A 12,479-nucleotide genomic window follows, 5' to 3' on the forward strand; every position below is an offset into this window, starting at 1 on the left:
GTACATACTGGCGGTACACGCAACCCACCGCGGTTGTCTGGAAACGCTGATTTTACAGCGGTTTTCGAGCCCCCAAGGGGCCCGGCAGAGAATCCCTCCCTCTCCGCCATCCGATCCGAAAAGCGGTGAAAACTCAGCCCCTAACGGCAAAATAAGGCTTTCCGAGAGCGACCGGTGGTACACAAAGGTGGCACCACAATGGGTTTTCGTATGATTGAGCCTTGGAAGCATCCCCGTAAAGTTCTCTGGTTTAGAAGGCGCGTTCCCAAGCAATTCTTCGCGTTGATGGGTCGTCGCGAGATCAAGTTTTCGCTCGGCACCACGGATGAAGAAGAAGCGCGGTTGCGGTGCGTCGAAGAGAACCTCAAGCTCGAGCGGCTTTGGCAGAGCCATGTCCCGGGTCGACCGCTGGGACGCGAATTGGACTATCGCCAAACCGTTGCGCTCGCCGGCGAGTTCTACAAGGAGTTCGTCGAAAGGCATCAGAAGAATCCGGGTAAGGCCGCCGCTTGGGAAGCGTCGATGGCGCGCGATCGCGCGCTCAGGCGGCTCCCGCACTTTCCGCTGACGCTGGCACAGCACCGCCGCATGCTGTTCGGCGAACAGGTCGAGGCGTTTCTGAAAAGTTGGGATTTGACGCTGGCTCCGAAAACGTTCGACACATTCATGCAGGAATTCCTCGAAGCGAAGGCGCAGGCCGAGAGCGTGTTGGTGCGCAACGCGAAGGGTGATTTCACCCCCGACCGGAATTCGGACAGGTTTCCCGAATGGACGCCGGTATCCGACGAGCAGCGACTGCCGGACCTGTGGAAGGAATTCGTTGCGGATCGCCTGGTATCGCGGAGCACCCAGAAGAAGTACAAGGCGATCTTCGACGCTCTCGCCGAGCGGATCGGCACTGACGACATGTCGGTCGTTGCCAAGCATCATCTCTCGGACTGGATAGCCGAGCTGAAGAAGAAGCTCGCGAGAAAGACGGTCAAGGAGGGATATGCCGCCGCATTGAAGTCTTTCTTCGGCTGGGCAAAGCGCAACTCGAGCCCACGGCTCAGGCGCCACGGAAGAAGCGCGGATTCGATGAGGCAGAAGCGACTCTGATCCTCTCGGCGACGCTCGCGCCCGTCAGTCATTTGATGACGATCGAAAATGCTGCAGCCCGTCGGTGGGTGCCCTGGTTGTGCGCCTACACCGGATCGCGCGTGAACGAGATGACCCAGTTACGCGAGAGCGATGTCTGTCCGGTTGTCGGCCTGCCCTGCATCAGGATCACGCCGGAAGCTGGATCCGTGAAGGATACGAAGACCAGGGTCGTTCCGCTGCACCCCCATCTTGTCGAGCAGGGCTTCCTCGACTTCGTTCGGAAACGTCCTAAGGGAGCGCCGCTGTTCTACTCGCAGAAGAGGCAGCGAAAGGTTGATCGGGTCAACCCGACCTATGTGAGCGTAGGCAACAAGCTCGCCGAGTGGGTCCGTGGTCTCGGTGTTGCCGACCCGAACGTTGCGCCGAACCATGGATGGCGTCATCGTTTCAAGACGGTCAGCCGGCGCGCGAAGATGGATCGCTTCATCGTGCACGCAATCCAGGGTCGCGCCATCGAGACCGAGGGCGACGACTACGGCGAGGTCGAGGCCGACGTCATGTATGCTGAAATCCTCAAGCATCCGCGCTATGACGTCACGGTTCCTGAAACGGTCGATCGAAGACGCAGGAAGAAATCGAAGGTGTCAGCCGGGTCGGCGGCCCGCGCGCGGCTATGAAGGATCTGGTTTCAAGGAGCCGCCCGTCCGATGTGGAACGCCAAGCAACACTCCTACGAAGAACTGCGCGACGTCGTGGTCGACGTGCTGCATCAACAGATATCGGGCAACAATCAGTATCTCGCGTTGGTGGAGAATGTCGCGCGCGTCATCAACGAGCGCGAGAATCCGGTCGTCAACCTCGGCACGGGCATGGCCTATCAGGGAGCGTCGGCGGCCCTTCATCCCCACGATCGGGACAAGCTTCTCGAAATATTCTGGGATCTGTTCCGACAAGGCGTCATCACGCTCGGACTGAACGACAACAACCCGCAATGGCCGTGGTTTCGGCTTAGCCGGTTCGGTGCTTCGGAAGCGGCGCGACAGCCGTTCCGATTTCACGACACGGCTTCGTTCATGTCTATGGTGCTCAAGGCGGTCCCCGATCTATTGCCGGCGACGCAGATGTACCTCGATGAGGCGGTGGCAGCTTTCTATTCGGGGTGTTTTCTCGCGGCCACCGTCATGCTCGGGGTAGCGGCCGAGGCCGAATTCCTTCGACTGATCGACGTCGCCAACAAAAATGCGAAGATCGGAACGTCGTTCGACAAGGCGGCGAAGGAGCGTTTCATCAGAACCAAGATCGAGGCCTTCAGAAAGGGGCTCGATCCCCATCTCAAGTCTCTGCCGGATGCGGCGAAGGAAGATCTCGACATTAGTCTGAACGCGGTCCAGTCGATCTTGCGGATCGCGCGCAACGGGGCCGGACATCCTTCGGGAGCCGCGCCGCCGTCACGCGAACAGGTCTACGTCAACTTGCAGATGTTCGTGCCCTTCGCGGTCCAGGTCGCGCGCCTGCGGCAGGAACTCAAGTAGCGCCCGCCGATCATGCCTCTTATGCAGTCAAGACCTTCAGATTCCGCAGCACGGCTGTAGCGCCATCCTCGGTCGACATGCCTCTCGCCGTCGCCAGTTGCTTCACGGTCTGTCCGACATCGCGCGGCCTAGCGGGGTCCGCACCCTGGGATGTGAAGGGGCCATCGGTCTCGGTGAGAAGGCGGTCAATCGGCAGGGAGGCGACCAGTGTCCGCCCCCGGTCCGTCGACAGCATCTGACCGTTGATCGAGAAGTAGCAGCCGAGATCCGCGGCCCGTCTGGCATCCGCGATCGATCCCGTGAACCAGTGGAAGACGAATTTAGCGCGGCCCTCGGGAACTTCGTCTTCGATCAGGTCGAGCACCTTGGGAGCCGAACGCACGCTATGGATGGACAGGATCTTGCCGCCCGACTTGGCGCAAGCGCGCAGGATGCGGCGGAAGACCTCGATCTGACGGTCCATCGACGCGTAGTAGCGGGGACCGGCGTCTAGGCCCACTTCGCCGACGTATCGCGTCTCGTCGAGAAGCCTCTCCCAGAGCTCGATCTCCCTCCAGCGCTCGGCCACCAACTGCGGGTGCAGGCCGAGCGCGGCTCTGACGAATTTCGTGGATGAGGCCAGCTTGTTGTTGCGCGCCCAGGCCTTCGGGGTCGTGGTGACCGCGAGCGTGAAGATTCCGAACCGGTCGCTCTCGGCGACGAGCGCTTCGAAGTCGGGATACAGATCGAGGTGGCAGTGGAAATCGACGAGCCTCATGCCGTCATCTCGGCCTCTGCCGCCGGTGAGTACGTCTCGACGTCGTCAAGCAATTCGCCGACCTCCGTGATGCCCCGCGAATAGACTCCGGCCAACCCGCCGAGGTTGGCGATGTCTTCGAGCAGTGGTCCCGGCTTGTGGACCAGAACGCGGGCGAGATCGGGGCGGCCTTCGAGGCGCGCCACGGCGTACTGGAAGGCACGCACCTGTTTGCCTTCCGCCGTCTTCGTGCTCAACCGGTTCTGGTGGATGTCGATCCGGTATCCGGTAGGATCGTTGCCGCGCCCCCATGAGTGGTCGAAGGCGGCTTGGCGGATGAGGCACGGGACGCAATGGCCGCAGTGAGTGTGTCGCCCGGTCGCCGACTTGACCCATCGGCCTGCTGCGGGGTGGGCGCAGGAGAGGGAGTCGCCGGCGAGCTTCCGCAGCAGGTCCTGGTCGAGGCATCCATCCATCATCTCGCCCTTCGTCTTGTCCCAGTATCGGTTGACGATGGCACCGTCGATTCCGATCTGCGACAACAGTTCGTTCCAACGACGCAGATAGAAGGGGTGGGTCGTACGGGTGCTCAACGACCCGAGCCTGACAGCGTCGAGCGGGACGTTCAAGGCGATAAGGCCATTCTCCGGAACTTCGAGCGAGAAGCGCCGTACCAGGCCGGACCCGGCCATGGCGGCGATTGCGATGAAAAGGAACGACCGGCCACGGGTGCTTTCCTCGCGACCGACCCCCGGAGCGATGTTGCCGGTGAAGCTCATTCCGAGGCGGACGCGCTTCGGTTCGCGGTTGCCGTTCCGGTACGCGGAGGCGACGTCCAGGAAGAGATCCTTCTGAGGTTTGCTGATCGCTCCGTCGCCGCCATGGCTGACAAACAGGGGGAATGAGCCCTGCTGCAGATGATCGATCGCCCCGATCAGGCTGTCCAGCCCGCCGGAGAAGAGCGCGACGCTGTCGAAGCCGTGGTCCTGGAGACCCGCGACCGGACGTCTGACCAAGTCGGCCATTCCTTGGGGGCGCGCCCTGAATGAGACCGTCCAGTGGTCGCCGGTGAGGAATCTGAGCATCTTTTCGACGAGCGCGTGCTGACGCGTCCAAAGTTCGGGGTCGGACACCGGAACGCTGATTCCGAGCTCGCGAGTCCACGCGTCCTGCGAGGTCTGCACGCGATTGATCCGCGTGTCGGCGGCGTGCACCATGGCCGCGAGGACGAGGACGTCGATGCCGACTTCGCTTGGATAGACGCCGAGCTTTCCGAGGCTGCGGACGACGAGACCCATCCCGTAACCCAGCGTCCGGCTGCCGTTGAGAAGATCGACGGGAAACTGTGCCCGCCATGGGCCTGCGAGATAAGTGGGGTGGTCTGCAGGTCCCATGTGGCCGATCAAGGCGTAGGCCGTCATCACTCGATCTCCTCATGGTCTTCCGCTTCGAAATCGTCGTCAAGCCCGTCCGGGTCCGGTCCTTCCAACAGGACGACGGAGCGTTCATAGATGTCGTCGATGGTCGACACGATGAGTTCGACGGGAAAATCCTCACCGGCCTCCGCCATCGCGTCGTTCACGTTGCCGCGGATGTAGTCGTCGATCTGTTGTTCGACGTTCTGGACGGAAGCGACGTCGCGCGGAATCGAGACGACCTTGTTTCCGATCGCGTTCAACAGCCGGTTCTGGATCGCGTTGGCGATGAAAGAGGCGAGGAACGACACCGAGGTCTCGGGCGAGGGCCGTTCGAGATCGGTCTGGGCCTCGCTGATTTCGGCCAGCGCCTTGAGGTAGGCCTCTCTCGCGAACGACTCGTCGAGTTCGCCGCCGGGCTCGCAGATGAAGTCGACGAGCGCGGCGTAGATGTCCTGGACCGGCAGCGTCGCTAACTGCGCGAGGCCGAGGCGGCGGACGGTTTCCTGGATGCCTGCTGTGCCGGCGCTTGAAAGTATCCGCCCCAGGCTCGCCGTGGCGGTGCGTTCCGACGCCATGCGTTGCGTCGCGCGGCGGGCGCCGCCGCTCGATTTGCCAACGAACGACCGGACCGCACGTCGGAGGTTACGATTGGTCCCGCCACCGCGTCCTCCGCCTCCGCCGCCCGCACCGGCTCCGCCGGACTTGGCGAACTTGAAGAAGTTGGTACGGGCACTCTGGAAGCGGTTCGGCGCCGGCGCGTCGCCGTCGGCCGGGCCGCCGGCATTGTCTCCGCCGGCTGGTGCGTTGCCGGGATTGCCGGCGGGGATTCCTCCGGCTGGGTTCGCTGCATCGGGATTCGCGTTGCCCGGTGCTGGGGCGGCGGCAGCGCCTGGACCTGGCGCACCCGGAGCTGGGGCGCCCGGGGGCGGAGGGCCGGGCGGAGGACCTCCGGGCCCGCCGACCCAATCCGGCACCAGCGGATTGCGGTTGTTGCCGCCGCCGAACGGATTAGACGTGCCCATGCCCGCGGCCCCCGCGTGCCGGCTTTTTCGGCTCCAGTTCGTTCTTCAGCAACGGGTTCTTTGTCGCCTTCTTCCACTTCTCGCGGAGGACCTCGATGCGCGCCTTCGGAGCTGCGTCCGTCACGAAGGAATGTCCAGACGCGACCCACAGACCGACGCGATCGGGCGGCAGGGATTCGAGGATGTCGACGTACCGGCCTTGAAGGGGCGGGTGGGCTTCCACGAGAACGGCGATGCCCGCCATCGGCACCGGTCGCACTTCGAAGTTGGATGCCTCGCGCATTTTTTTGCGCAGGGCGTCGAACAGCAGCACCGCCTCCGGGAGCGCGATGTCCTTGACGTCGGCCAAGACGCTCTTCGCCGCCATGTCGCCGCCGAGCAGCTTCTCGAGGAGCGCCGCCAGCTTGGGCGGTAGAGGAGCGGCGGAGCCGAGATAGTTCTTCCGGTCCTTGATCACGAAGAGGTACGGCTTGAGAGACACCGCGCCGAGGTCCGGCTTGACCGCCGCCCAGCGCATGACCTCGGGACGCGTCTTCCACTCGTCGATCACGGTGTTGGCGGCTTCGGAGGCTCCATCTTCGGCGTTCGCCGGCGCAGACTCGGTGCTGCCGCCCGCGGCGACCTTCTCGATCAGCGCGATCTCCGGACAGATGCCGTCCTCGGAGTTGGCTGCCGTCGTGGCGATATGATCGAACACGGTCTGGTGGAGGAACATCTCGGCCAGCATGACCTTCGCCAGGTGGGGCTGTTCGATAGCGTTGCCGAAGCCGCGTTCGTGAGCAACTGCGAGCCTGAGGGCGAGCGCGTTCAGGAAGCGCTTGATCTGTCGCGGATTGCCCTTCGTACCGGCCGCCAGCACGGGGCTCACGCGATCGGCCAGATTCAAAGCAGCGACGATCTCGGCAAACCGATCTCCGACTGCGGTCTTGATCGCGTCGTGGTCGATCCCCTTGCCCTCCCATGGCTTGCTCAGGGCAGCGCGACCGAGTGCCAGCAACTTCTCGAACTCCTTCGATTGCTCGCCGAGGGCCCGGCCGAGCAGCAGGAGCGTGACGTAGATCCCGGTCTCGGTCTCGCCGAGAGCGGGGATTCGGAACGGTACCTGAAGCAGCTTTTCGAGGTACGACCGCGTGTAGTTCTGGCCGGACTCGCGGCTGTTATTCGGCCCGACGTCGATCTCGGGGAGGTTCTTGAAGTGATCGCGGACCGCAATCTCGATCATGCCCTCGTCGGCGCCGACGATGAAGGCGGTCTTGTCCCACAGCACGAACAGCCTGATCGCCTCGAGCGTCTCGATAGCGGTCTGAGGCAGACAACGGTCCAGGTCGTCGATGAGGACGACGAGCCGCTTGATGCCGGCCTTCTTGATCAGTTCCTTGTAGGCCTCGCGGAATTCCTTGATCTCGGTCGGCACGCTCTTGCTCGCGGCCTCGTCGTCCTTTTCCTTCTTGAAATCTTCGATCGACTTGATCGCTGCCTCGCGGGCGTCCTTGTCGGTCACGAAATTCTTCACGTGATCGATGGCGGAGCCAACGAGGTCATCGAGCCCGAGCACCGGGATGCCGGTGAATGCGGTCAGTGCCAGGCCGCCGCCTTTCTTGGCGACCTTCAGCCAATCGACGCTTTTCAGGATGCGTTTGACTTCATCGGCGGCTTTCGTCGTGAGCGAGCGCTTTTCGATGAGGCCGTTCACGACGCCCTCGATCAGCGCGATCTTGGCGTCCTCGAACCCTTGGAACTGCCAGCCGCTGAACTTGAGACAAAGCACGTCGCCATCGTCGGGGAAGGCCTTTTCGACCATCTCCAGCACGCTCGACTTTCCGGCGCCCCAGTCCCCGTGGACGCCGATAGTGACTGCGGAATCGACAGTCTCGTCGATCAGCCGGACGATGGTTTTCGCGATCGCCTCGTTGTTGAGGAGATCGACTTTGGTTTCCTGGTCGCTCAGAAAGCCGAGCGGCGCGACTTTTCCGGCGGCCACGACGCCCTCCGTTTTGCAGTGCGGCGGGCATCGCCGGTAACCGCTGGTTGTGTTGCTAATCAGCTAAGTTCCCGAATTGCTTTTGGCAAGTTGGTCGGTAGGGATGCTGTCCGGGCAGGCTCAAGACGAGTAGGACGTGGGGAACGTCCTCTCACAGATCTGCGGGACCATCGAATGACGCTGATCGACGTATTCATCTCGTGACGCGACTCGGGTCGCAGCGTGCATAACCTAGTTTTGCGAAGCGGTCCTTCAACGAGACTTAAGAATCTCCGTATTTAACTGATAATCTGCAGCATCCTCCAGTTGCTCCAGTGTAAATTGTCCTGACTTCAACTTGCCACTCAATTCCTCGAAGTCTTCAGACTTGTACCTTGGGTCGTATTTCGCGACGCGTCTCAGTTTAGGATTTGCGCAACTGGGACATCCTTTACAGAAACAAGCATCCACATCGAAGTCCCATCGAGGTCCAAAACGATACACGGCCAAATACATCAATTGCGCTTCAAGCTTGTTGACGCCCCGCGCGAGCATGCCGTCCAGAAACACCCTATGGACCGCTTTCCAGTGTCGAGACCTCGTTTCGCAATAATAGTCATGGATGACGGAGGCCTCTCGATATTTTCCAGTATAGGGAGCTCCAATAAGACTCCAGAACACGCTAGGGATCGAGGCTCCATCGACACGTGATCCGGCAGGGACAGGCCAAGCCACATTATGGCTATCAATATACCTGAAAGGGCCTGCTAGCTCCATATTGCGTCCGTCCGGCAGCACCTTCAGGACCAACTCGCCTTCGAAGCGGCCAACTCCTTCTGCTGATACGCTGCTAGTCCAATGAACCATCAAGATGATGCATGCTGCTAGTTGCAGCATTCTCGTTGAAGCTTTCGCGAAATTAGACATGCAGATACCTTTGAATTAAGTTGGCCTTGAGATGCTGAGACCTTGGTAGGATTCCAGCTCGCCGCCACGATCCAACCTGCAATCATCGAGGCTGGCGACTGTATCCGGGAATTCCGGGAGCTAGGTCGCCGCAAGGCGAGCCCGAATTGTAGCCGAGCATTACAGCTTTAACTCGCGCCACTCTGGGCGGATGTGACTGCGAGCCTGGCTCATGATATAGTCGAGCTACCGCTTTCAACGCATCGTCGAGGAAGGCTTTGCCGTGATAAGTCTCGAACCGTTTGATCGCTGCTCCAGAAAATCGATCAGCTTCAAGTTCTGCTTCTCGGGGACTGGTTCTAAGGGTGCCCAGCGTGTGCTCGCAAAAATGATGTCCGGCTTCGTGCGCAAGTATCAGGTAAGCTTCAGCAGTAGCGGTCTGTGCCCATAGAGGATCATAAACTATTGTGCGAGCTTCGTCGCTGAAACACGCTACTGCATTGTTGTAGCCGATCGATCGATAAATCGTGAGCTTTAGTTCATTGATCTTCGGGATATTTGGCAGACCTATCATCTCAACAAAAATCTCAGAGTCGATAGCAGGCGATAGAGTCGCCTCTACTCCATCGCTGAGGGATTTTTCAGCATGAAACGCATTCTGGCAGATCCTAACGGACTTGATTTTCGGTTGCTGTTGAGGTTTCGGCGAACACGCTCCAGTGGTCACGCCGGCTCTGCGGCACGCCTCTTCGAAGCTATAGTATTGTTGCGCGCCGCCGCGATTGGCGAGCAATACCAGAAGGAGAAATGTTACTCCGAGCATAAGCTTCATTGGTTGCCTCTAGGCAGACTACGAAGCGCAGTAGTGATGCGATCCAGCCCTTCCATCCACCTATAGGCCTACACAGATAGCTAGGGCGAAGTTCACACTACTTGATCATAATTCAACCTGGCCGCCTTGCAAGTTTGCGTTGTATTCCATTTGCCCGTTTGGGTATCCATTCTGAATGGAGATGCTATTTTCGGGACGTTAAAGGAGGTCGCCGTCCGCTGAGCCAGTCAGCCCACATTGCAAACTTGAACGGCGCACCTAATCTTAGTATGGCCCAAGCCTTCGTCATGAATTTACGGTCTGCGTCGATGTCATCAGCATATCCTTGGAGCGCTCGACGATTACTTCGACTCTCTGCCTGAACTGAGAGAGGTTTTTATTTAACATTCTGTTTTGCATTGGACTGTTACGCCCCGGCTTGTGTCGTGCTCGTGTTGGATCTCCAGCGGGCCTTGGCGCAAAGTGACGGCAACAGTAAGCGCACATCGCGGGTGTACAACATAGACGTCGTCAACAAAGGTCGAAAGTCTATAGGTTTTCGGCCGCGCAGTTGAAAACGATCAATGCAACGTCGGCCTTATGGCATTTCGAGCTATGACGGAAACTGGGTGATGACGGGTTGAGAAAGGCGGCGTATCGAGGCGGGTGATGAAGCCTGGCAGCAACCTCCAAAGGAGCGATACGCCGTGACCGAGACTACCAATGTTTTTCCTCTGCGTCAGCCCGATCAGATTGCTGATCCACTGACGGATATTCTGCGTGCCGGAGCTCGCGAACTGATCGCCCGCGCTGTCGAGATTGAGTTCACTGCATTCCTGGAAACGACGAAGCATCTGGCGCTGCCGGATGGTCGGGCGCGCGTGGTGCGGCATGGATATGGGCCGGCGCGCGAAATTGCCACGGGCATCGGCCCTGTCGTGGTCGCCCGTCCGAAGGCCCGCGACCGTGGAGCAAGCGGGCCAGGCGACAGGATCCGGTTTCATTCGACGATCCTGCCGCTCTGGGCCCGCCGGGCGAAGAGCTTGGACGCGTTGATCCCCGTGCTCTATTTGCGGGGAATCTCGACCAGCGACTTTCGGGAGGCGCTTTCGGCCTTGCTCGGCAAGGACGCGCCGAACTTGTCGCCGCCGGTCATCGCTGGCCTGAAGAAGGACTGGCAGGGCGAATACGAACGTTGGCAAAAGCGCGACCTGTCGGCGCGGCGCTACGTTTATATCTGGGCGGATGGCGTCTATCTGCAGGCTCGCATGGAGGACCATGCCGAATGCATCCTGGTGTTGATAGGCGCCACGCCTGAAGGAAAGAAGGAATTGATCGGCTTCCAGGGCGGGGTACGCGAGAGCGCACAAAGTTGGCGAGAATTGCTGATCGATCTGCGCAAGCGCGGCTTGCAGATCGGGCCTCAGCTTGCTGTCGGCGACGGCGCTCTCGGCTTCTGGCGGGCGCTCGATGAAATCTTCCCCGGCACGCAACATCAGCGATGTTGGCTGCACAAGGTGAACAACGTGCTCGACAAGGTCGCCAAGTCCGTGCAGCCGGCAATAAAGAGTGATCTGCGTGACATCTACCTGGCGCCGAACCGGGCGGCCGCTGAAACAGCGATTGATATCTTTGTCGAGAAGTACGGCGTCAAATACAAGCCGGCCGTTGAATGCCTGATCAAGGATCGCTCGGCTATGTTGGCGTTTTATGACTTCCCTGCCGAGCACTGGTCGCATCTGCGCACGTCGAATCCAATCGAGAGCGTCTTTGCGACGGTCAGGCACCGGACTGTGCGAACGAAGGGAGCGTTATCGCCACACACAGCAAAGTTGATGGTCTTCAAGCTCGTCGGCGCCGCATCTAAAACTTGGCGACGGTTGAAGGGCACAAATCAGTTGCCGAAGGTGATATCCGGGGTAAAGTTTGTGGACGGAATCGAAGTCATTCCGACCGCTGAAGTCCGCGCCGCCTGATCGGACCGCGTCACCCAAAATCCGTCATAGCTCCGCTATCGCATCGTTGGCCTTCTTCTCGCCGCCCCAAATCTTGCATTCCGCTATGAAAATATTGCGGTCCTCCGTCCTTATCAGAATGTCGCTCTTCCCGCCGGCGTTAAAGGTTTCGCCTGTCGCTTGTCCTGGGTAATGACCGTTGAGCGGCAAGAGGAGGTGCTGACGTAAGTCCTCCTCTCCCAGGTGAGCGAAGCTCGCGGGGCTCCGCTCAAACACATGAGACATCGCGGAGATGATTGTGAGGATATGCTGATAGTCTTCTTCCATCAGCCCCGGTTCCGGAGTGTAAGCCTTAGCCGCCTTCGGTGGCGTTCTTCGCCGCACGTTGGGTGCCCGGTAAGTCGTGGGAATGGAAGCGCAGCGTGCATTGGATAGCCAAGCGATGATGCGATTTTGTGAGACGCCTGCAGGGCCGCCTTTCTGGCTTCGATACGCGCGGTCATCTTTTGCACTATTTCGACTGCGGCGGCGTCACAGTCGGCCTTCGAGTTGGCCAGATAGCTATCAATCGCCGAGATAGTATCTTCGAAAAACTCCTTTACGTCCTCTTGTGTCAAGCTCTGCGCCGCTAAAATAGAGCCGAAGCATGCCCTGCATGATGGTGGCTTTGGGGCGTTGGCTCGTCGAGTTGCTCGGCGTCAGGTAGAAAAATTCCATGTACCCGTCGAAGGGAATATTGAGCTGATACATGGTGCCTGCCACCCGCACCTTCCTGCCATGGTCGGTGAATTCCGCGGAGGTTTCAACAGGCTGGGACAGGTGCTGCCCTGCACGATCCAGAGTAGGAGGTGTCAGGTGAAGGTGCGATTTGAAAATCGCAACCAGCTCGGCCGTTGATTTATAGAGCATCTCGTCTTCGGGATGCTCGACAACGAAGTCGTCGGCATTGCGCCGTTGAACATTGAGGAATACGGCAAGAGGCTCCTTACTGAACAGGTGGCCCGTGTGGTCAGAGAATTGTCGCATTAGGCCCTCATCTAAAGTCGTGCTGACGCTGGA

The 12,479-nt window shown here is 60.0% G+C and carries 12 protein-coding genes; 4 read left to right on the forward strand and 8 right to left on the reverse strand.

What is annotated here, in order from left to right; translation table 11 throughout:
• Nucleotides 1–174 precede the first annotated feature (174 nt).
• The 3 genes from GGD62_RS38325 (at nucleotide 175) to GGD62_RS38335 (ending at nucleotide 2,612) form a co-directional block, all read left to right on the forward strand.
• Entirely contained in the window at nucleotides 175–1,098 is a 924-nt protein-coding gene (locus GGD62_RS38325) for a DUF6538 domain-containing protein (RefSeq protein WP_183714043.1), read from the forward strand.
• 101 nt (nucleotides 1,099–1,199) lie between these two features.
• Nucleotides 1,200–1,757 (forward strand): hypothetical protein, encoded by a 558-nt coding sequence (locus GGD62_RS38330; protein ID WP_183714046.1) that lies wholly within the window; start codon nucleotides 1,200–1,202, stop codon nucleotides 1,755–1,757.
• A gap of 30 nt (nucleotides 1,758–1,787) precedes the next feature.
• Nucleotides 1,788–2,612, forward strand: a complete 825-nt coding sequence (locus GGD62_RS38335; RefSeq protein ID WP_183714049.1) for a hypothetical protein — start codon at nucleotides 1,788–1,790, stop codon at nucleotides 2,610–2,612.
• A gap of 19 nt (nucleotides 2,613–2,631) precedes the next feature.
• Here the strand turns inward: GGD62_RS38335 and qatD are convergent, their stop codons facing one another.
• The 6 genes from qatD to GGD62_RS38365 form a co-directional block, all read right to left on the reverse strand.
• A complete protein-coding gene (gene qatD, locus GGD62_RS38340) occupies nucleotides 2,632–3,369 on the reverse strand; it encodes a Qat anti-phage system TatD family nuclease QatD (RefSeq protein WP_183714052.1) in 738 nt (245 codons plus the stop codon).
• Complete coding sequence (gene qatC, locus GGD62_RS38345; RefSeq protein ID WP_183714055.1) at nucleotides 3,366–4,769, reverse strand: Qat anti-phage system QueC-like protein QatC; 1,404 nt, start codon at nucleotides 4,767–4,769, stop codon at nucleotides 3,366–3,368. Before qatC ends, qatD begins: the two co-directional genes overlap by 4 nt.
• Entirely contained in the window at nucleotides 4,769–5,788 is a 1,020-nt protein-coding gene (gene qatB, locus GGD62_RS38350) for a Qat anti-phage system associated protein QatB (protein WP_183714058.1), read from the reverse strand. The genes qatC and qatB overlap by 1 nt, the downstream gene beginning before the upstream one ends.
• On the reverse strand, nucleotides 5,775–7,769 hold the full coding sequence (gene qatA / locus GGD62_RS38355; RefSeq protein WP_183714061.1) for a Qat anti-phage system ATPase QatA: 1,995 nt from the start codon (nucleotides 7,767–7,769) through the stop codon (nucleotides 5,775–5,777). The genes qatB and qatA overlap by 14 nt, the downstream gene beginning before the upstream one ends.
• Before the next feature lie 252 nt (nucleotides 7,770–8,021).
• Nucleotides 8,022–8,675: a DUF1353 domain-containing protein gene (locus GGD62_RS38360; protein WP_183714063.1), complete on the reverse strand. Its 654-nt coding sequence runs from the start codon at nucleotides 8,673–8,675 to the stop codon at nucleotides 8,022–8,024.
• 82 nt (nucleotides 8,676–8,757) lie between these two features.
• Nucleotides 8,758–9,486 carry a hypothetical protein gene (locus GGD62_RS38365; RefSeq protein WP_183714066.1) on the reverse strand — a complete coding sequence of 243 codons (729 nt, stop codon included), beginning with the start codon at nucleotides 9,484–9,486 and terminating at the stop codon, nucleotides 8,758–8,760.
• Between the two features lie 686 nt (nucleotides 9,487–10,172).
• On the opposite strand from GGD62_RS38365, the gene GGD62_RS38370 reads away from it, so the two are divergent.
• Entirely contained in the window at nucleotides 10,173–11,441 is a 1,269-nt protein-coding gene (locus GGD62_RS38370; protein WP_183714069.1) for an IS256 family transposase, read from the forward strand.
• Nucleotides 11,442–11,465: 24 nt separating this feature from the next.
• Here the strand turns inward: GGD62_RS38370 and GGD62_RS38375 are convergent, their stop codons facing one another.
• Nucleotides 11,466–11,747: a hypothetical protein gene (locus GGD62_RS38375; protein ID WP_183714072.1), complete on the reverse strand. Its 282-nt coding sequence runs from the start codon at nucleotides 11,745–11,747 to the stop codon at nucleotides 11,466–11,468.
• Nucleotides 11,748–11,984: 237 nt separating this feature from the next.
• Nucleotides 11,985–12,446 carry a hypothetical protein gene (locus tag GGD62_RS38380; RefSeq protein WP_183714075.1) on the reverse strand — a complete coding sequence of 154 codons (462 nt, stop codon included), beginning with the start codon at nucleotides 12,444–12,446 and terminating at the stop codon, nucleotides 11,985–11,987.
• Nucleotides 12,447–12,479 lie beyond the last annotated feature (33 nt).

The organism is Bradyrhizobium sp. ERR14 (assembly GCF_014198235.1).
Classification (GTDB): domain Bacteria; phylum Pseudomonadota; class Alphaproteobacteria; order Rhizobiales; family Xanthobacteraceae; genus Bradyrhizobium.

What these genes read in the sequence shown, in the direction of transcription:
- GGD62_RS38365 (WP_183714066.1), bottom strand. Translation starts at nt 9,486, where the DNA reads ATGAAGCTTATGCTCGGAGTAACATTTCTCCTTCTGGTATTGCTCGCC.
- GGD62_RS38335 (WP_183714049.1), top strand. Translation starts at nt 1,788, where the DNA reads ATGTGGAACGCCAAGCAACACTCCTACGAAGAACTGCGCGACGTCGTG.
- qatD (WP_183714052.1), bottom strand. Translation starts at nt 3,369, where the DNA reads ATGAGGCTCGTCGATTTCCACTGCCACCTCGATCTGTATCCCGACTTC.
- qatC (WP_183714055.1), bottom strand. Translation starts at nt 4,769, where the DNA reads ATGACGGCCTACGCCTTGATCGGCCACATGGGACCTGCAGACCACCCC.
- qatB (WP_183714058.1), bottom strand. Translation starts at nt 5,788, where the DNA reads ATGGGCACGTCTAATCCGTTCGGCGGCGGCAACAACCGCAATCCGCTG.
- GGD62_RS38360 (WP_183714063.1), bottom strand. Translation starts at nt 8,675, where the DNA reads ATGTCTAATTTCGCGAAAGCTTCAACGAGAATGCTGCAACTAGCAGCA.
- GGD62_RS38375 (WP_183714072.1), bottom strand. Translation starts at nt 11,747, where the DNA reads ATGGAAGAAGACTATCAGCATATCCTCACAATCATCTCCGCGATGTCT.
- GGD62_RS38380 (WP_183714075.1), bottom strand. Translation starts at nt 12,446, where the DNA reads ATGCGACAATTCTCTGACCACACGGGCCACCTGTTCAGTAAGGAGCCT.